Below are 21,739 nucleotides of genomic sequence, written 5' to 3'. Positions count from 1 at the left end.
CGACGACACGTCCTACGGCTTCCTGCTCGGCTTCGTGCGGGAGCGGGTGGTGGCGGTACTGGGCGCCTTCGTGCCCGACGCGCCCGGGACGGTGGATCCCGGAACTCCCCTCAGCGAGCTCGGTTTCGACTCGCTGGCCGCGGTCGAGCTGCAGACGCGGCTCGTCGCGGACACCGGCCTCGACCTGCCGGTCACGGTGGTCTTCGACCACCCGACGGTCGGCGCGCTGGCCCGGCTGATCCGCTCCGGCCTGGTCGGCGACGCCGAGCCGGAGCCCGAGCCGGAGCCCGGGCGGCCCGCCGCCGCGGACGCCGACGAGCCGGTCGCGATCGTCGGCGTGGGCTGCCGCTACCCCGGCGGGGTCAGCTCCCCCGAGCAGCTGTGGCAGCTGGTCGCCGACGGTCGGCACACCGTATCCCCCTTCCCCACCGACCGCGGCTGGGACCTGGCGGCGCTCTACGACCCGGACCCGGGCACGCCCGGCACCAGCTACGTCCGGGTCGGCGGGTTCCTGCCGGACGCGGGCGAGTTCGACGCCGAGTTCTTCGGCATCTCCCCGCGCGAGGCGTCCGCGATGGACCCGCAGCAGCGGCTGGTGCTGGAGACCGCCTGGGAGGCCCTGGAGCGGGCCGCGATCGACCCGGCCTCGCTGCGCGCCACCCGCACCGGCGTGTTCATCGGCGCCGAGGCCCAGGAGTACGGGCCGCGCCTGCACGAGGCCCCGGACGGGATGGACGGCTACCTGCTGACCGGCAACGCGCCGAGCGTGGTCTCCGGCCGGGTCGCCTACGCCCTCGGCCTGCAGGGCCCCACCCTGACCGTGGACACCGCCTGCTCCGGCTCGCTGGTCGCCCTGCACCTGGCGGTGCAGGCGCTGCGCCGCGGCGACTGCCCGCTGGCGCTGGCCGGCGGCGTCGCCGTGATGGGCGGCCCCGGCGTGTTCACCTCCTTCGCCCGCCAGCGCGGCCTGGCCGAGGACGGCCTGTGCAAGCCGTTCGCGGCCGCGGCCGACGGCACCGGCTTCGGCGAGGGCGTCGGCGTGTTCGTGCTGGAGCGGCTGTCCGACGCGCTGCGCAACGGCCACCGGGTGCTCGGCGTGGTGCGCGGCTCGGCGATCAACTCCGACGGCGCCTCCAACGGCCTGACCGCGCCCAGCGGCCTCGCCCAGCAGCGGGTGATCCGGGCGGCGCTGGCCGACGCCCGGCTCGCCCCCGACGAGGTGGACGCCGTCGAGGCGCACGGCACCGGCACCCGGCTCGGCGACCCGATCGAGGCGGGCGCGCTGCTGGCCGCGTACGGCAGGGACCGCGAGGAGCCGCTGTGGCTCGGCTCGGTCAAGTCGAACATCGGGCACACCCAGGCCGCGGCGGGCGCCGCGGGCCTGATCAAGGTGCTGATGGCGATGGAGCACGGCGTGCTGCCGCGCACCCTGCACGTGGACGCGCCGACCCCGCACGTGGACTGGAGCCTGGGCAACGTCCGGCTGCTGACCGAGGAGCGGCCCTGGCCCGCGGGCGAGCGGCCCCGGCGGGCCGGCGTCTCCTCCTTCGGCGTCAGCGGCACCAACGCGCACCTGATCGTCGAGCAGCCCCCGGCGGCCGTCGCCGCCGAGGAGCCCGCCGGGGGGCCCGCCGCGGAGCCCGCCGACGCCGCCCCGGTGCTGCTGCCGGTCTCCGCCCGCTCCCCGCGGGCGCTGCGCGCCCAGGCCGGGCGGCTGGCCGACTTCCTGGCCGCCTCCGACGCCGCCCTGACCGACACCGCGTTCTCGCTCGCCACCACCCGGGCCGCGCTGGAGCACCGCGCGGTGGTGCTGGCGGGCAGCCGCGAGGAGGCCCTGCGCGGCCTGGCCGCGCTGGCCGCCGACACCGCCCCGGACGGGGTGGCGGTGCGCACCGGCTCCGCCCGGCCCGGCGGCCTGGCGGTGCTGTTCACCGGCCAGGGCGCGCAGCGCCTGGGCGCGGGCCGCGAGCTGTACCGGGCCTTCCCGGTGTTCGCGCGGGCCCTGGACGAGGTGATCGACCGGCTCGACCTGCAACTGGAGCGCCCGCTGCGCGAGGTGTGGTTCGGCACCGACGCCGAGGCGCTGAACCGGACCCAGTACGCCCAGTGCGCGCTGTTCGCGCTGGAGGTGGCGCTCTACCGGCTGTACGAGTCCTGGGGCGTGACGCCGTCGGTGCTGCTGGGCCACTCGATCGGCGAGCTGGCCGCCGCGCACGTGGCGGGCGTCTGGTCGCTGGACGACGCCTGCCTGGTGGTGGCCTCCCGCGGCGCGCTGATGGAGGCGCTGCCGGAGGGCGGCGCGATGGCCGCGGTGGCCGCGACCGAGGCGGAGGTGCGGGCCGCGCTGCTGCCGGGCGTCGACGTCGCCGCGGTGAACGCCCCCGGCGCGGTGGTGGTCTCCGGCCCGGCCGAGCAGGTCGGGCAGCTCGTCGCGGCCTTCGCCGCCGAGGGGCGGCGCACCACCGCGCTGCGGGTCTCGCACGCCTTCCACTCGGCGCTGATGGAGCCGATGCTGGCGGAGTTCGAGCAGGTCCTGCAGGTGGTGGAGTACGCGCCGCCGCGGATCCCGGTGGTCTCCGACCTGACCGGGAAGCTCGCCACCGCCGAGCAGTTGAACGACCCGCGGTACTGGGTGGACCAGGTCCGCCACGCGGTCCGCTTCGCCGACGGCGTCACCACCGTGCTCGGGCTGGGCGTCGGCGCCTGCCTGGAGCTGGGCCCGGACCGGGTGCTGAGCGCGCTGGCCGAGGAGTGCGCGGCCGCCGCGGGCGAGACCGAGCTGCCCTTCGTGCCCGCGCTGCGCCGCACCGGGGCGGAGGTCGAGGCGGTGCTGTCCGCGCTGGCCGAGCTGCACGCCCACGGCGTCGCGGTCGACTGGGCGGGCGTGTTCGCGGGCCGCGGCGCCCGCACGGTGGCGCTGCCCACGTACGCCTTCCAGCGCGAGCACTACTGGCTGGCCGCACCGCGCGGCGCCGGGGACGCGGCGGGCTTCGGCCTGACCGCCTCCGCGCACCCGCTGCTGTCGGCGGAGGTGGGCCTGGCCGGGTCGGCCGGGCTGGTGCTGACCGGGCGGCTCGCGCCGGACGAGCACCCGTGGCTGGCCGAGCACGTGATCTCCGGGGTGGTGCTGCTGCCCGGCACCGCCTTCGTCGAGATGGCCCTGCACGCGGCGGGCCGGGTCGGCTGCGAGCTGGTCGAGGAGCTGACCCTGCAGGCGCCGCTGGCGGTGCCGGAGGACGGCGCGCTGGCGCTGCAGGTCGTGGTCGGCGCCGAGCAGGACGGGCGCCGCACGGTCGAGGTGTACTCGCGCGGCGAGTGGGACGGGGAGGCGGACTGGACCCGGCACGCCACGGGCACCCTGGCCGTCGCCGCCGGGGACGCCGCGCCCGCCGGCCTCGCCCCGTGGCCCCCGGCCGGGGCCCGCCCGGTGCCGGTCGACGGCCTGTACGAGGAGCTGGCCGACCAGGGCTACGGCTACGGCCCGCTGTTCCGCGGCCTGCGCCGGGTCTGGCGCACCGAGGGCGCCGGCGGCGCGGACGGCGTGGTCTTCGCGGAGGTCGAACTCGCCGGTGACGGCGGCGGGTTCGCCCTGCACCCGGCGCTGCTGGACGCCGTCCTGCACGCCACCGACTTCGCCCCGGGCGAGGCCCGGGAGCCGGAGGAGATCCGGCTGCCCTTCGCCTGGAGCGGCGTGCGCCTGGCCGCGGCCGGGGCCGCCGCCCTCCGGGTGCGGATCGACTCGCTGCCCGGCGGCGGCGTCGCGCTGGCGCTGGCCGACGGCACCGGCGCGCCGGTCGCCGAGGTCGCCGCGTTCCGGTCGCTGCCGGTGGCGGCCGACGCGCTGCGGGCCGCCCGCAGCGAGCCGCTGTACGAGGTGGTCTGGAAGCCCGCCCCGCCCGCGGCCGCGACCGGCGGCGCCGGGCTCGCGGTGCTGGGCGGCGCGGACCCGTGGGGCCTGAGCCTGCCGGTGCTGGCCTCCCCGCTGCCGGCCTCCCCGCTGCCGGACGGCGCGGGCGCCGCGCCCGCGGTGGTGCTGCTGCCGGTGCTGCCCGCCGACCCGGCGGGGGCGCTGCCCGGCGCCGCGCACGAGGACGTGCACCGGGTGCTGGGCGTGCTGCGCGACTGGCTGGCCGAGGAGCGGTTCGCCGCCTCGAAGCTGGTCGTGGTGACCCGCGGCGCCGCCGTCCCGTCCACCGCGGCGGGCCTGGCCGCGGCGCCGGTGCGCGGTCTGGTGCGCTCGGCGCAGGCCGAGCACCCGGGCCGGTTCGTGCTGCTCGACCTGGACGGCGCCGACCGTCCGGTGGGCGCCGCCGAGCTGGCCGCCGCGGCGGCCGCCGGGGAGCCCGAACTGCGGCTGGTGGACGGGGCGTTGCTGGTACCCCGGCTGACCCGGCTGCCCGAGACCGCGACCGCCGCGGACCCTGCCTGGACGGCCTCCGCGATCGACCCGGACGGCACCTTCCTGGTCACCGGCGGCCTCGGCGGCGTGGGCGCGGCCCTGGCCCGGCACCTGGTGGCCGAGCACGGCGTGCGCCGCCTGCTGCTGGTCGGCCGCCGCGGCCCGGCGACCCCCGGCGCCGACGAGCTGCTGGCCGAGCTGGCGGCGTCGGGCGCGCACGCCGAGGCGGCGGCCTGCGACGTGGCCGACCCGCGGGCGCTGGCCGCGCTGCTGGCCGGGATCGACCCGGCGCACCCGCTGACGGGCGTGGCGCACGCCGCGGGCACCGTCGCCGACGGCCTGGTCGGGGCGCTGACCGCCGAGCAGGTCGAGGCGGTGCTGCGGCCCAAGCTGGACGCGGCCTGGCACCTGCACGAGCTGACCCGCGGCCTGGAGCTGTCCGCGTTCCTGCTGTTCTCCTCGTCCGCCGCGCTGGCCGACGGCGGCGGCCAGGGCAACTACGCGGCCGCCAACGCCTTCCTGGACGCGCTGGCGGAGTACCGGCGCTCGCTGGAGCTGCCCGCCCTGGCGCTGTCCTGGGGCCTGTGGGCGGACGTGGACGGCATGGGCGCGGCGCTGTCCGACGCCGACCGGCGGCGGATCTCCCGGCTGGGCCTGGCCCCGCTGACCGCCGCCGAGAGCCTGGCCGCGCTGGACCGGGCGCTGGGCGCCGGCCGGCCGTCGCTGGTGCCGGTCCGGGTGGACCGGGCCGCGCTGGCGGCCCGCGGCGAGGCGCTGCCCGCCCTGCTGCTGGACGTCGCGGGCCCGCACGCCCGCCGCCGGGGCCCGGCCGCGTCCGCGGCCCGGCCCGCCGGGGCGGTCAGCGGCCTGGCCGCGCTGCCCGAGGCGGAGCGCGAGCGGGCGGTGCTGGAGCTGGTGCGCTCGCGGGCCGCGGCCGTGCTGGGCCACTCCGGTCCGGAGGCGATCGGCGTCCGCCGGGCCTTCAGCGACCTGGGCTTCGACTCGCTGTCCGCGGTGGAGCTGCGCAACGGCCTGGACGCGGCGACCGGCCTGCGGCTGCCCGCGACCCTGGTCTTCGACCACCCGAACCCGCGGGCGCTGGCCGACCACATCCTGGCGAAGCTGGCGGGCCCGGCCGCCACCGCGGCCGCGGTGCGCCCGCAGGTGGCGGTCCGCGAGGACGAGCCGATCGCGATCGTCGCGATGAGCTGCCGCTTCCCCGGCGGCGTCGCCACCCCCGAGGAGCTGTGGCGGCTGGTGCACGACGGGGTGGACGCGGTCAGCGGCTTCCCGACCGACCGCGGCTGGGACGAGGCGTCCATCTACGACCCGGAGCCGGGCCGTCCGGGCCGCAGCTACACCCGCGAGGGCGCGTTCCTGCACGACGCGGCCGAGTTCGACGCCGAGTTCTTCGAGATCAGCCCGCGCGAGGCGCAGGCCATGGACCCGCAGCAGCGGCTGCTGCTGGAGGTCTCCTGGGAGGCGATCGAGCGGGCCGGGATCGACCCGCTGTCGCTGCGCGGCAGCGACACCGGTGTGTTCGCGGGCGTGATGTACCACGACTGGGGCACCGGCCGGGGCGCGGTCTCCGAGGAGACCGCGGGCTACCTGGGCAACGGCAGCCTGGCCAGCGTGGTGTCCGGCCGGGTCTCGTACGCGCTGGGCCTGGAGGGCCCGACCGTGACGGTCGACACCGCCTGCTCCTCCTCGCTGGTGGCGATGCACTGGGCGATCCAGGCGCTGCGCCGCGGCGAGTGCGCGCTGGCCCTGGCGGGCGGCGTCACCGTGATGTCGACCCCGGACACCTTCATCGACTTCAGCCGCCAGCGCGGCCTGGCCGCGGACGGGCGCTGCAAGTCCTTCGCGGCGGCGGCGGACGGCACCGGCTGGGGCGAGGGCGCGGGCGTGCTGCTGCTGGAGCGGCTGTCCGACGCCGAGCGGCTCGGGCACCGGGTGCTGGCCGTGGTCGACGGCAGCGCCGTCAACCACGACGGCGCCTCCAACGGCCTGACCGCCCCGAACGGGCTGGCCCAGCAGCGGGTGATCCGGCAGGCGCTGGCCGCGGGCGGGCTGTCCGCGGCGGACGTGGACGCGGTCGAGGCGCACGGCACCGGCACCACGCTGGGCGACCCGATCGAGGCGCAGGCGCTGCTGGAGGTGTACGGGCAGGAGCGCGAGCAGCCGCTGTGGCTGGGCTCGGTCAAGTCCAACCTGGGGCACACCCAGGCCGCGGCGGGCGTCGCGGGCGTCATCAAGATGGTGATGGCGCTGCGCCACGGCGTCCTCCCGCGCACCCTGCACGTGGACGCGCCGTCCCCGCACGTGGACTGGAGCGCCGGGAACGTGCGGCTGCTGACCGAGGCCCGCGACTGGGCGGCGGACGGCCGTCCGCGCCGGGCGGGCGTCTCCTCGTTCGGCATCAGCGGCACCAATGCGCACGTGATCGTCGGCGAGTACCAGGCCGGACCGGCCGAGCCGGTCGAGCCGGTCGAGCCGGCGCCCGCCGCCGACCCGCAGGTGCTGCCGTTCCTGCTGTCCGGCCGCACCGCCGGGGCGCTGCGCGGGCAGGCCGAGCGGCTGCGGGGCTTCCTGGCGGAGCGCCCGGAGCTGCCGCTGCCCGCGCTGGCCGCCGCACTGGCCGCGTCCCGCTCGGCGTTCGAGCAGCGCGGCGCGGTGCTCGCGGGCGACCGGCAGGAGCTGCTGGCCGGCCTGGAGCTGCTGGCCGCGGGCGGGACGGGCACCCAGCTGGTGCTGGACACCGCGGGCGAGGGCCGGGTCGGCTTCCTGTTCTCCGGACAGGGCGCGCAGCGGGTCGGGATGGGGCGCGAGCTGCACGCGGCCTTCCCGGCGTACGCGGCGGCGTTCGACGCGGTGGCCGCGGCCGTCGACGGGGCCGTGCACGCGGCCCGGGCGGGCGGCGAGGCGTGGGCGCCCGAGCGGTGGCGGCCGCTGCGCGAGGTGGTCCTCGGCGACGGCGACGGCGACGGCCTGCTCGACCGCACCGAGTACACCCAGGCCGCGCTGTTCGCGGTCGAGTTGGCGCTGTTCCGGCTGCTGGAGTCCTGGGGCGTGACCCCGGACGTGCTGGCCGGGCACTCGATCGGCGAGCTGGCCGCGGCCCAGGCCGCGGGCGTGCTCTCGCTGGCGGACGCGGCCCGGCTGGTCGCGGCCCGCGGCGCGCTGATGCAGGCGCTGCCCGCGGGCGGCGCGATGGCCGCGCTGGGCGTCACCGAGGAGGAGGCCGCCGAACTGCTCGCGGGCCTCGCCGAGGGCGTCGGGCCGGTGGACGTGGCCGCGGTGAACGGACCGCGCTCGGTGGTGGTCTCCGGGGCCGCGGAGGCCGTCGAGGCGCTGGTGCGCCTGGTCGGCGGGCGCGGCGCGGAGACCCACCGGCTGAACGTCAGCCACGCCTTCCACTCGCCGCTGATGGACCCGGCGCTGGCGGAGTTCCGCGCCGTCGCCGAGTCGGTGGCGTACCGGGCGCCGCGGATCCCGGTGGTCTCCACCGTGACCGGTGCGCCCGCCGACGGGGCCGACCTGTGCTCCGCCGACTACTGGGTGCGCCACGCCCGCGGGGCGGTCCGGTTCGCCGACGCGGTGCGGGCGATGGCCGCCGACGGCGTGCGCACCTTCGTCGAGCTCGGCCCCGACGCGGTGCTGAGCGCGCTGGGCGCCCGCTGCACGGAGGCGTCCGGGGGCGCGGCCGCGCCGGTGTTCGTGCCGTCCTGCCGCCGCGACCGGCCGGAGGCCCCGGCGCTGCTGGCCGCGCTGGCCCTGCTGCACGCCCGCGGCGCCGAGGTGCGCTGGCCGGCGCTGCTGGGCGACGCGCCGAGCGGCCTGGACCTGCCGACGTACGCCTTCCAGCACCGCCGGTTCTGGCTGGACCCGGTCCCGGCCGGGGACGTCTCCGCGGTGGGCCAGCTGGCCGCCGACCACCCGATGCTGGGCGCGGTGGTGCCGCTGCCCGGCACCGACTCGGTGGTGCTGACCGGCCGGATCAGCGCCCGCCGCCAGCCCTGGCTGGCCGACCACGTGGTCAACGGCGCGATCCTGGTGCCCGGCACCGGTTTCGTGGAGCTGGCGATCCGGGCGGGCGACCAGGTCGGCCACCGGACGCTGGAGGAACTGACCCTGGAGGCGCCGCTGGTCCTGCCCGGCGGCGACCAGGCGCACCGCGGCGTCGCGCTGCAGGTGCTGGTGGAGGGCGAGCAGGACGGGCGGCGCCGGTTCGAGGTGCACTCGCGGCCCGACGACCTGCCCGACCACCCGTGGACCAAGCACGCCTCCGGCCTGCTGACCCGGGCCGGGGCCGTCGAGCCCGCGGGCCTGGCCGAGTGGCCGCCGCCGGGCGCCGAGGAGCTCGACGTCACCGACGCCTACGCCCGGCTGAACGCCCGCGGCTACGGCTACGGCCCGGCCTTCCAGGGCCTGCGGGCGGCCTGGCGGCGCGGCGACGAGGTGTTCGCCGAGGTCGCGCTGCCCGAGGAGATCGGCGCCACCGGCGCCGCGTTCGGCCTGCACCCGGCGCTGCTCGACGCCGCGATGCACGCCGACCTGCTGGACGACGGCCAGGGCGCGACCCTGCTGCCGTTCATCTGGAACGGCGTGACCCTGCACGCGGCCGGGGCCCGGGAGCTGCGGGTGCTGATCACCCGGCTGGACGGCGACGAGCTGTCCGCCATCGAGGTCGCCGACGCCGAGGGCAACCCGGTCGCCTCGGTCGCCTCGCTGGTCTCCCGGCCGGCCGGCACCCAGCCGTTGGGCGCCGGGCCGCAGGCCGGGCAGGGCTCGCTGCTGCGGATCGACCTGACCCCGCTGCCCGCCGCCACCGCGGCGCCGCTGCCCGCCGACTGGGCGTTGATCGGTGCCGGGGACGCCCCGGGCGCGGACCCGCACCGGGACGTCGCCGCCCTGGTCGCCGCCCTGGACGCGGGCGCCGCGGCCCCGGCCGTCGCCGTACTGCGCTGCCCGGCCGAGTCCGCCGCCACCGGCGCCGACCTGCCGGAGCGGGCCCACCTGGTGGCCGCCCTGGTGCTGGCCGAGCTGCAGGGCTGGCTGGCCGAGCCGCGGCTGCGCGGCTCCCGCCTGCTGGTGCTGACCCGCACCGGCGACCTGGGCCACGCCCCGGTGCCCGGCCTGGTCCGGGCCGCCGAGGCGGAGAGCCCGGGCCGGTTCGTCCTGGTCGACTCCGACGCCGACCCGCAGGACGGCGGCGCGCTCGACCTGCTGCCCGCGGTGCTCGCCGCCGGGGAGCCGGAGGCGGTCGTCCGGGGCGGCGCCGTCCTGCTGCCGCGCCTGGTCGAGGAGGCGGCGCCCGCCGCGGCCGCCGAGCGGCCGCTGGGCGACGGCACCGTCCTGGTCACCGGCGGCACCGGCGGCCTCGGCGCCCTGCTCGCCGAGCACCTGGTCACCGCGCACGGCGTGCGGCACCTGCTGCTGACCAGCCGCCGCGGCCCGGCCGCGCCCGGCGCCGCCGAACTGGCGGACCGGCTGGGCGCGTTGGGCGCCGAGGTGACGGTCGCGGCCTGCGACACCGCGGACCGGGCCGCCGTCGCGGCGCTGCTGGCCGCCGTCCCCGCCGACCGGCCGCTGAGCGCGGTCGTGCACGCCGCGGGCACCGCCGACGGCGCCCTGGTCGGCTCGCTGACCGACGAGCAGCTGCACTCCGTGCTGGCGCCGAAGGTCGACGCGGCCTGGCACCTGCACGAGCTGACCGCGGGTCTGGAGCTGTCCGCGTTCGTGCTGTTCTCCTCCGCGGGCGGCCTGGTGCTGGCCTCCGGCCAGGCCAACTACGCGGCCGCGAACACCTTCCTGGACGCGCTGGCCGAGCACCGCCGCGCCGCCGGGCTGCCCGCCACGGCGCTGGCCTGGGGGCTGTGGAACCTGAACACCGGCCTGGGCGGCGAGCTCGGCGAGGGGGACCTGCGCCGGATGGCCGCCCAGGGCATGCCCGCGCTGGAGACCGACCAGGGCCTGGCCCTGTTCGACCGGGCGCTGGGCACGGAGGCGGCGGTGCTGGCCGCGCTGCGGCTGGACCAGGCCGTGCTGCGCACCCGCGCCGACGAACTGCCCGCCCTGCTGCGCGCGTTCGCCCCGGCCCCGGCGCGACGCGCGGCGCGCACCGCGGGCCCGGCCCGCGGCGGGCTGGCGCTGGCCCGGCGTCTGGCCGGCCTGGCCGGGGCGGAGCGCGAGCGGGTGCTGCTGGAGCTGGTGTCCGGGCAGATCGCCGCGGTGCTCGGCCACGCCGACGCCTCGGCGATCGACGGGGACCGGGCGTTCAAGGAGCTGGGCTTCGACTCGCTGGCCGCGGTGGAGCTGCGCAACGCGCTGAACGCCGCCACCGGCCTGGCGCTGCCCGCGACCATGGTCTTCGACTACCCGACCGCCCGGGCGGTGTCCGACTTCATCATGGGCCGGCTGCTGGAGAGCGCCGAGCCGGTCGCCGCGGCGAAGTCCGCGACCACCGCCCGCGGCCGCTCCGACGAGCCGATCGCGATCATCGGCATGGGCTGCCGCTACGCGGGCGGCGTCGCCTCCCCCGCGGACCTGTGGCGCCTGCTGGTCGACGAGGTCGACGCGGTCACCGCGTTCCCGACCAACCGCGGCTGGGACGTCGACGGCGTCTACGACCCGGTGCCGGGCAAGCGCGGCAAGACCTACGCCCACGAGGGCGGGTTCCTGCACGAGGCCGCCATGTTCGACCCGGCGTTCTTCGGCATCGGCCCGCGCGAGGCGATGGCCATGGACCCGCAGCAGCGGCTGCTGCTGGAGACCGCCTGGGAGACCATCGAGCACGCCGGGATCGACCCGAGGTCGCTCAAGGGCACCCTGACCGGCGTCTTCGCGGGCGCCATGTACGACGACTACGGCAGCCGCCTGAAGGACGCGCCCGCAGACGTCGAGGGCTACCTCGCCAACGGCAGCTCCGGCGCGGTGGTCTCCGGCCGGATCTCCTACCTGTTCGGTCTGGAGGGCCCGTCCCTGACGGTCGACACGGCCTGCTCCTCCTCGCTGGTCAGCCTGCACCTGGCGACCCAGTCGCTGCGCAACGGCGAGTGCTCGCTGGCGCTGGCCGGCGGTGTCACGGTGCTGTCCGCGACCGACCTGTTCGTCGACTCCAGCCGCCAGGGCGTGCTGTCGCCCGACGGCCGCTCGAAGTCCTTCGCGGCGGCGGCCGACGGCGTCGGCTGGGCCGAGGGGGCGGGCCTGCTGCTGCTGGAGCGGCTCTCCGACGCCCGCCGCAACGGGCACGAGGTGCTGGCCGTGGTCCGCGCCTCCGCGGTCAACCAGGACGGCGCCTCCAACGGCCTGACCGCCCCGAACGGCCCGTCCCAGGAGCGGGTGATCCGGGCGGCGCTGGCCGCGGCGGCCCTCACCCCGGCGGACGTGGACGCGGTCGAGGCGCACGGCTCGGGCACCCGGCTCGGCGACCCGATCGAGGCCCAGGCGCTGCTGGCCACCTACGGCCAGGACCGGCCCGGGGACCGGCCGCTGTGGCTGGGTTCGGTGAAGTCCAACATCGGCCACGCGCAGGCCGCGGGCGGCGCCGCCGCCGTGATCAAGGTGGTGCAGGCGCTGCGCCACGAGCTGCTGCCGCGCACCATCCACGTCGACGCCCCGTCCCCGCACGTGGACTGGAGCACCGGCAACGTGCAGCTGCTGACCGAGGCCCGGCCGTGGACCGCGCAGGGCCGCCCGCGCCGGGCCGGCATCTCCTCGTTCGGCATCAGCGGCACCAACGCCCACGTGATCGTGGAGGAGGCCCCGCCGGTGCGCCACCCGCAGCCGGAGCGGGCCGCCGCGTCCGCCCCGCAGCTGCCGCTGGTCCCGCTGGCGGTGTCCGGCAGCACCGCGGACGCCCTGCGCGAGCAGGCCGCCCGGCTGGCCGCACGGCTGGACGACTCGACCTCGCTGCTGGACGCGGCCTACTCCGCGGCCACCACCCGCTCCGCCCTGGACCACCGCGCGGTGGTGCTGGCCGCGGACCGCGCGGCGGCGGTGCGCGCCCTGACCGACCTGGCCGCGGGCGGCGCGGCCGCGGGCCTGGTCAAGGCGACCGCCCGCTCGACCGGGCGGCTGGCGTTCCTGTTCACCGGCCAGGGCTCGCAGCGCCTGGGCATGGGCCAGGAGCTGTACCGGACCTTCCCGGTGTTCGCCGCCGCGCTCGACGAGGCGTGCGCCTTCCTCGACAAGGGCCTGGAGCGTCCGCTCAAGGACGTGATGTGGTCGGACGCCGAGGCGCTCAACCTCACCGGCTACGCCCAGTGCGCGCTGTTCGCCCTGGAAGTCGCCCTGTACCGGCTCTACGAGTCCTGGGGCGTGCGGCCCGACTACGTCGCCGGGCACTCGATCGGCGAGTTCGCCGCCGCCCACACCGCCGGGGTCTGGTCCCTGGAGGACGCCTGCACCCTGGTCGGCGCCCGCGCCCGCCTGATGCAGGCCCTGCCCGCCGGCGGCGCCATGACCGCGATCGCCGCCACCGAGGAGGAGGTCCGCGCGGCCCTCGTCCCCGGCGTCGACGTCGCGGCGGTCAACGGGCCGCAGGCGGTGGTGGTCTCGGGCGAGGCCGAAGCGGTTGCCAAGGTCGCCGCGGGCTTCCGGCGCACCAAGGCGCTGACCGTCTCGCACGCCTTCCACTCGGCCCTGATGGAGCCGATGCTGGACGAGTTCCGCGCGGTCGCCGCCCGGCTCACCTACAGCGCGCCGACCACCGCGGTGGTCTCCACCCTCACCGGCCGGCTCGCCACCGCCGAGGAGCTCGGCTCCCCGGAGTACTGGGTGCGCCACGTCCGCGAGAGCGTCCGCTTCGCCGACGCCGTCACCACCCTCACCGCCAGCGGCACCGCCCGGTTCCTCGAGCTCGGCCCGGACGCCGTGCTGACCGGCATGGCCGGGCACGCCACCGGCGACGGCCAGGTGCTGCTGCCCGCCCTGCGCCGCACCGGCGAGGAGGCCCGGACGGTCCTGCAGGCCCTGGCCGGGCTGCACGTGCGCGGCGTCCCGGTGGACTGGCAGGGCGTGTTCGCGGGCCGCGGCGCCCGCAAGGTCGCGCTGCCGACCTACGCCTTCCAGCGCAAGGAGTACTGGCTCAACGCCACCGCCCCCGCGGGGGACGCGACCTCGGTCGGCGTCGACCGCGCCGGGCACCCGCTGCTGGGCGCCGTGGTCGAACTCCCGGACACCGGCGGCGTGGTGCTCACCGGCACCCTCTCCACCGCCCGGCAGCCCTGGCTGCGCGACCACCGGGTGATGGACACCGTGCTGCTGCCCGGCGCCGCGTTCGTGGAGCTCGCCGTCCGGGCCGGGGACGAGGTCGGCTTCGACCTGCTGGAGGAGCTGACCCAGCAGGCCCCGCTGGTCCTGCGGGACGGCGCCGCCACCAGCGTCCGCGTGGTGCTCGGCGGCGAACAGGGCGGTCGGCGCACGCTGGCCGTGTACTCGCGGGACGCGGCGGCCGTCGGCGCGCCGTGGACCCAGCACGCGGCGGGCACCCTCGCCCGCGGCGACCTGGCCGCACCGCCCGCCCCCGGCACCGACCCGTGGCCGCCCGTCGGCGCGGAGCCGGTGGACATCGGCGGCGTCTACCCGGACCTGGCCGAACTCGGCTTCGGCTACGGCCCGGTGTTCCAGGGGATGCGCGCGGTCTGGTGCCGCCGCGACGCGGACGGCGCCCCCGCCGAGGTCTTCGCCGAGATCGCCCTCCCGGAGGGCACCGACACCGCGGGCTTCGGCATCCACCCGGCGCTGCTGGACTCCGCCCTGGGCGCGACGGACTTCCTCACCGAGGGCGGCCCGAAGGCCGTCGGCGAGGCCACCATCCCGTTCGCCTGGACGGGCGTGCGGCTGTACGCGGCGGGCGCGAACGCGCTGCGGGTCACGGTCCGGCCCGGCGCCCGCGGCACCGCCCTGGAGCTGGCCGACCCGACCGGCTCCCCGGTGGGCCGGATCGACTCGCTGGTGGTCCGCCCGGTCACCGCCGACCGCCTCGGCGGCACCGACCCGGCCCGGGACGCGCTGCTGCGGATCGGCTGGCAGCGCGGCCCCGTCGCCGACCCGGCGGCCGCCCCCGCGGGCTGGGCGCTGCTCGGCGGCGCAGCCGCCCTGCCGTTCCCGCTGCTCCCCGCCGACGGGGCGCAGCGCCCCGAGGTCGCCGTCCTGGCCTGCGCCCCCGGCGCCGAAGCGGGCACCGACTCCGGTTCCGTCCCGGACGCGGCCCGGACACTGGTCCGGCGGACGCTGGCGCAGGTCGCCGACTGGCTGGCCGATCCGCGGTACGCGGACGCCCGCCTGGTCGTGCTGACCACCCGCGCCGTCACCGCCCCGGCCGACGGCGGGGGCCCCGACCTGGTGCAGGCGCCGCTGTGGGGCCTGGTCCGCTCCGCGCAGACCGAGAACCCCGGCCGGATCGTCCTGGTCGACACCGACGGGACGCCCGAGTCGCTGCGGGCGCTGCCCGCGGTCCTCGCCGCGGGCGAGCCGGAGGCCGCGGTCCGCGCGGGCGCGGTCTGGCTGCCGCGCCTGGAACGGGCCGAGGCGCTCCCCGCCGACCCGGCCGGGTGGGACCCGGACGGCACCGTGCTGATCACCGGCGGCACCGGTCTGCTCGGCGGCCACCTGGCCCGGCACCTGGCCGAGCGGTACGGGGTGCGGCACCTGCTGCTGACCGGCCGCCGCGGCCCGGACGCCCCCGGCGCCGCCGAGCTGGTCGCCGAACTCGCCGAGGCGGGCGCCGAGGCGACGGTCGCGGCCTGCGACGCGGCCGACCCGGACGCGCTGGCCGCCCTGCTCGGCGCCGTCCCGGCCGAGCACCCGCTCACCGCGGTCGTGCACGCCGCGGGCCTGATGGACAGCGCCGTGTTCGGCTCGCTGACCGCCGAACAGGTCGACGCCGTCCTGCGGCCCAAGGTCGACGCCGCCTGGCACCTGCACGAGCTGACCAAGGGGCTGGACCTCGCAGCCTTCGTGCTCTACTCCTCGGCGGGCGGCCTCGTCCTCACCGCCGGACAGGCCAACTACGCGGCGGCCAACGTGTTCCTCGACGCCCTCGCCGAGCACCGCGCCGCCCAGGGCCTGCCCGCCAAGGCCCTGGCCTGGGGCCCGTGGCAGGGCAGCGAGGACCAGGTCGACCTGGAGCGGCTCGCCCGCTCCGGCGTCGCCGAGCTGACCGCCGAGGAGGGCCTGGCCCTGTTCGACGCCGCGCTCGGCACCGCCGACCCGGCCCTGGCCCCGATCAAGCTGACCCCGCGCCCGCAGGCCCCGGCCGGGCAGGCGCTGCCCGAACCCCCGGCCCTGCTGCGCGGCCTGCAGCGCGGCCCGGCCCGGCGCACCCTGGCCGCCGCGGCGGCCGGCGCCGCCCCGGTGGCGGCCCTGGACGCGCGGCTGGCGGCGATGACCCCCGAGCAGCGGACGGCGGCCGTCCTGGAGGTGGTCCTGCGCCACACGGCGGGCGTCCTCGGCTACGAGGACGCCTCCCAGATCGACCCCGACAAGGGCTTCACCGACCTGGGCCTGGACTCCCTGGCAGCCGTCGAGCTGCGCAACCGGATCGGCGCCGAGACCGGGCTGCGCCTGCCCGCGACGCTGGTCTTCGACTACCCGACGGCGCAGCCGCTCGCGGACTACCTGCTCGACGAACTGGTCCCGGACGCCCCCGCGGCCCCGGCCGACCGGGCGGACGGCGGCACCGCCGCCGAGGACGCGTCGATCCGGCAGGAGATCGCCGAGATGAGCGTCGAGGAACTGATGAAGTCGGTCTACGGCGGACAGGAAGAGCAGTCGTGAGCGAGTCCCAATCCACCGAGCGGATCGTCGCGGCCCTGCGCCAGGCGGTCTCGGACAACGCGGTGCTGCGCCGGGAGAACGACCGGCTCGCAGCCGCCCAGGGCGAACCCGTGGCGATCATCGGCATGGGCTGCCGCTTCCCCGGCGGCGTCACCTCCCCCGAGGAGCTGTGGCGGCTGGTCGCCGACGGCGGCGACGCCGTCGGCGGCTTCCCCACCGACCGCGGCTGGGACCTGGGGCGGCTCTACGATCCCGGCTCCGCTGCCCCCGGCGCGCCCTACACCCCCGGCACCACCTACTCACTGGACGGCGGCTTCGTCGACCGCGCGGACGGGTTCGACGCCGAGTTCTTCGGCATCTCCCCCCGCGAGGCCCTCGGCATGGACCCGCAGCAGCGGCTCCTGCTCGAGGCCGCCTGGGAGGCCCTGGAGCGCGCCGGCATCCGCCCCGGCGCGCTGCGCGGCAGCGCCACCGGCGTCTACGCGGGCGTCATGTACCACGACTACGGCCCCGGCAGCAGCGACGGCAGCCTGATCTCCGGCCGGATCTCCTACACCCTGGGGCTGGAGGGCCCGGCGGTCTCGGTCGACACCGCCTGCTCCTCCTCGCTGGTCGGCCTGCACCTCGCCGCCCAGGCCCTGCGCCGCGGCGAGTGCACCCTCGCCCTCGCGGGCGGCGTGACGGTGATGACCGAGCCCGACATGTTCGTCTACTTCAGCGAGCAGCGCGGCCTGGCCCCCGACGGCCGCTGCAAGGCCTTCGCGGACACCGCGGACGGCGTCGGCTGCTCGGAGGGCGTCGGCGTCCTGCTGCTGGAACGCCTCTCCGACGCCCGCCGCAACGGCCACCGCGTGCTCGCGGTGCTGCGCGGCTCCGCCGTCAACCAGGACGGCGCCTCCAGCGGCTTCACCGTGCCCAACGGTCCTGCCCAACAGCGGGTCATCCGGGCCGCGTTGGCGGACGCGGGCCTGTCCGCGGCGGACGTGGACGCGGTCGAGGCGCACGGCACCGGCACCACGCTGGGCGACCCGATCGAGGCCCAGGCGCTGCTGGCCACCTACGGGCGCGAGCGGCCGGGGGACGGTCGGCCGCTGTGGCTCGGCTCCGTGAAGTCCAACTTCGGCCACACCCAGGCCGCGGCGGGTGTCGCGGGCGTCATCAAGATGGTGATGGCCCTGCAGCACGGCGTCCTGCCGCGCACCCTGCACGTCGACGCGCCCTCCACGCACGTGGACTGGAGCGGTGGTGGTGTGCAGTTGCTCACCGAGGAGGTGCCGTGGCCCGCGGGCGAACGCGTCCGGCGGGCCGCCGTCTCCGCGTTCGGCCTCAGCGGCACCAACGCGCACGTCATCGTCGAGGAGGCCGCCCCCCTGGCCGCCGACGACACCACCCCGCCCCCGTCCGGCGTCCTCGCCTGGCCGGTGTCGGCGCGCAGTGCGCAGGCGTTGCGGGCGCAGGCGCAGCGGCTGCTGGAGGCGGTCGAGGGCTGCGAACCCGCTGCGGTGGGGCGGGCGTTGGCGACGGCGCGCACGCACTTCGAGCACCGGGCGGTGGCCGTCGGCACCGAGCGCGGAGAGCTGCTGGCGGGCCTGCGGGCGATCGCCGAGGGCGACGAGCCCGGACAGGTCAGCACCCCCGGGCGCACCGCGTTCCTGTTCACCGGACAGGGCTCGCAGCGCCTCGGCATGGGCCAGGAGCTGTACCGGGCGTACCCGGTGTTCGCGGCGGCGTTGGACGAGGTGTGCGCGCTGCTGGACAAGGGCCTGGAGCGTCCGCTCAAGGACGTCATGTGGTCCGACGCGCAGGCGCTCAACCTCACCGGCTACGCGCAGTGCGCGCTGTTCGCCGTCGAGGTCGCCCTGCACCGGCTCTACGCCTCCTGGGGCGTGCGCCCCGACGCGGTGGCCGGGCACTCCATCGGCGAGTACGCGGCGGCGTACGCAGCCGGGGTGTGGTCGCTGGAGGACGCCTGCACCCTGGTCGGCGCCCGCGCCCGCCTGATGCAGGCCCTGCCCACCGGCGGCGCCATGACCGCCATCGCGGCGGCGGAGGACGAGGTCCGCGCCGCGCTGGTGCCGGGCGTGGACATCGCGGCCGTCAACGGGCCGCGGGCGGTGGTGGTCTCGGGCGAGGCCGAAGCGGTCGCGAAGGTCGCGGCGGCCTTCGAGCGCACCAAGGCACTGACCGTCTCGCACGCCTTCCACTCCGCGCTGATGGAACCGATGCTCGCCGAGTTCCACACCATCGCCGCCCAACTCACCTACCACCAGCCGACCTTGACGGTCGTCTCGACCCTCACCGGCAAGGTCGCCGAAGAACTCACCTCCCCCGACTACTGGGTGCGCCAGGTCCGCGAGAGCGTCCGCTTCGCCGACGCGATCACCACCCTCACCACCCTCAACACCACCCGCTTCCTCGAACTCGGCCCCGACGCCGTCCTGACCGCGGCGGCCGCCCACAGCACCGAGGACCACCTCCTCGTCCCGGCCCTGCGCCGCGACCGCCCCGAGACGCACACCGCCGTCACCGCCCTCGCCACCCTCCACAGCCACGGCACCCCCGTCGACTGGCACGCCCTCTACCCCGGCACCGGCCCCCACCCCGACCTGCCCACCTACCCCTTCCAGCGGCAGCGCTACTGGCTGCGTTCCGAGTCCGGGCGCGATGTGACCGGCACGGGGCTGGAGGCGGTCGCGCACCCCTTCCTGGGGGCGGGGACCGCGCTGGCGGACGGGCAGGGGTGGGTGTTCACGGGGCGGGTGTCGTTGGACGCGTTCCCGTGGCTGGTCGACCACGTGGTGTCGGGTCAGGTGCTGCTGCCGGGTACCGCGTTCGCCGACCTGGCGTTGACGGCGGGGGCGCGGGTGGGCTGCGGCCAGGTGGAGGAACTGGTCCTGGAGGCCCCGCTGGTGTTCGGCGCGGACGTTCCGGGCCGGGTCTCCTCGGCGCGGGCCGTGCAGGTGCGGGTGGGCGCGGCCGAGGAGGACGGCGGCCGGGAGGTCGCGGTGTACTCGCGGGCGGCCGACGCGCCGTCCTCGGACGCGTGGCTGCGGCACGCGAGCGGTCGGCTCGCGGCGGCCGGGGCCGACGGGTTCACGGACCTGGCGGTGTGGCCGCCGCAGGGCGCGCAGGAGCTGGACGTCTCCGAGGTGTACCCGGTGCTGGCCGCGTCGGGGCTGCGCTACGGCCCGGTGTTCCGCGGGCTGCGGGCGGCGTGGCGGCGCGGCGAGGAGCTGTTCGCGGAGGTGTCGCTGCCGGAGGGCGCGCGGGCGGAGGGGTTCGCCGTGCACCCGGCGCTGCTCGACTCGGCGCTGCACGCGGGTGCGCTGCGCGACGCCGAGGCGGCGGACGGGCCGCCGATGGTGCCGTTCTCGTGGGGCGGGATGGCCCTGCACGCCGGGGGCGCGGGTGCGCTGCGGGTGCGGGTGCGTCCGGCCGGGGGCGGTGCGGTGAGCGTGCACTGCGCGGACGGCACCGGGTCGCCGGTGTTCTCGGCGCAGTCGCTGTCGGTGCGTCCGGCGCCGCAGCCGGTGCAGGAGTCCGCGGACGACTCGCTGCTGGTCCTGAACTGGGTTCCGGCCGGGGCGGCGCCGTCCGGGCGGACGGGCCGCGGCTGGGCGGTGGTCGGTGCGGACGCCGTGGGCCTGGCGGCGGCGCTGGAGCGGTCGGGCGCGGGTGCGGTGCACGCCGATCTGCCGTCCCTGCGGGCCGCGTTGGCGGCCGGGGCGCCGTCGCCGGAGCTGGTCGTGGTGCCGTGCCTGCCCGCCGCGGGCGACGGGTCGGGCGTCGCGGGGGTGCACGCGGCGGTGCACCGGATGCTGGCCCTGGTGCAGGGCTGGCTGGACGAGGAACTGCTGGACGGTTCGCGGCTGGTCGTGGTGACCAGGGGCGCGATGGCGACCGGGCCGGACGACCCGGCGGTCACCGACCTGGCGGCCGCGGCCGTCTGGGGCCTGGTGCGCACGGCCGAGGTGGAGAACCCGGGCCGGGCGATGCTCGTCGACCTGGCCGGTGGCGAGGACGCGGAGGCGCTGGCCGCCGCGTTCGCGCTGGACGAGCACCAGGTCGCGCTGCGCGGCGACCGGGTGCTGGTGCCGCGGCTGGCCCGGGCCGCGGACGACCCGACGGTGTGGCCGGCTCCGGCGGCCGGGCCGGAGCTGTCCTCCGGCACCGTGCTGCTGACCGGCGGCACCGGCGTGCTGGGCGGTCTGATCGCCCGTCACCTGGTCACCGGGCACGGCGTCGACAGCCTGCTGCTGGTCAGTCGGCGCGGCGCGGTCGGGCCGGGTGCGGCCGAACTGGCCGCGGAGCTGACCGGCCTGGGGGCCCGGGTCGCCTTCGCGGCGGCCGACGCGGCCGATCCGGCCGCGCTGGCGGGGCTGCTGGCCGCGGTGCCCGCGGACCGGCCGCTGACCGGCGTGGTGCACTGCGCGGGCGTCCTGGACGACGGCGTGCTGGGGTCGCTGACCCCGGAGCGGATGGACACCGTGCTGCGTCCGAAGGCCGACGTGGCCTGGCACCTGCACGAGTTGACGAAGGACCTGGACCTGGCGGCGTTCGTGCTGTTCTCCTCGGCGGCCGGCACCTGGGGCGCGCCGGGGCAGGCCAACTACGCCTCGTCGAACTCCTTCCTGGACGCGCTGGCCGCGCACCGGCGGGCCGCGGGCCTGGCCGGGCAGTCGCTGGCCTGGGGCATGTGGGCCGAGCGCGGGATGTCCGGCGAGCTGCCGCAGACCGACCTGATCCGGATGGCGCGGGCCGGTGTGCTGGGCCTGTCGACCGAGGACGGCCTCGCCCTGTTCGACACGGCGCTGGAGCTGGGCACGCCGGTCCTGGTGCCGATCAGCCTGGACCGGGGGGCGCTGCGGGCGCAGGGCGAGGAGCTGCCCTCGATCCTGAACGACCTGGCCGGTCCGCCGTCCGGGGGCGGGGCGGCCCGTCCGGCGGCGGCCGCGTCCCACGACGGCCCGGCGGTGCTCTCGGCCCGGCTGGCGGGCCTGGACGCGGGCGGTGCGCAGCGCGTGTTCGAGGACCTGGTGCGCGGCCTGGCCGCGACCGTGCTCGGGCACGCGGGGGCGGCCGCGATCGGTCCGCGCCAGCCGTTCCAGGACATGGGCTTCGACTCGCTGACCACGGTGGAGCTGCGCAACCGGCTGGCCTCGGCCAGCGGCCTGCGGCTCCCGGCGACGGTGGTCTTCGACTACCCGAACCCGGTGGAGCTGGCCGCCCACCTGCGCGAGCGCTTCGTGCCCGCCCCGGACGCGGCCGGTCCGTCCGCCGCCGATCCGGACGAACTCGCGGCGCTGCGCCGGGCGTTCGGCTCCATCCCGGTGGAGCGGCTGCGCGCGGCCGGGGTGTACGAGGCGCTGCTCGGCCTGGTCGGGCCGGACGGCGCCCCGGCGCCCGCCGCCGCCTCCCCCGCTGCTGCCGCCGCCGTCGCCGTCGCGTCCCCGGACGACGACGAGGACGAGGACGACCTGGACGACCTGGACACCCAGAGCCTGATCGACCTCGCGCTCAGCGACGGCACCTCCCGTTGATCGTCCCCCTTGAAGATTG

At 77.9% G+C, this 21,739-nt stretch carries 1 protein-coding gene and 1 pseudogene; both read left to right on the top strand.

Annotated elements, in window-relative coordinates:
* Positions 1 to 34 precede the first annotated feature (34 nt).
* Positions 35 to 16,180, top strand: a complete 16,146-nt coding sequence (locus tag QSK52_RS21830; RefSeq protein WP_435053318.1) for a type I polyketide synthase — start codon at positions 35 to 37, stop codon at positions 16,178 to 16,180.
* Positions 16,181 to 16,272: 92 nt separating this feature from the next.
* A pseudogene (locus tag QSK52_RS21825) lies at positions 16,273 to 21,720 on the top strand (type I polyketide synthase); the annotation flags it as partial.
* Positions 21,721 to 21,739: the final 19 nt, after the last annotated feature.

Source organism: Kitasatospora phosalacinea (assembly GCF_030268885.1).
Lineage (GTDB): Bacteria > Actinomycetota > Actinomycetes > Streptomycetales > Streptomycetaceae > Kitasatospora > Kitasatospora phosalacinea_C.
This window is presented reverse-complemented; position numbering and strand designations above follow the sequence as displayed.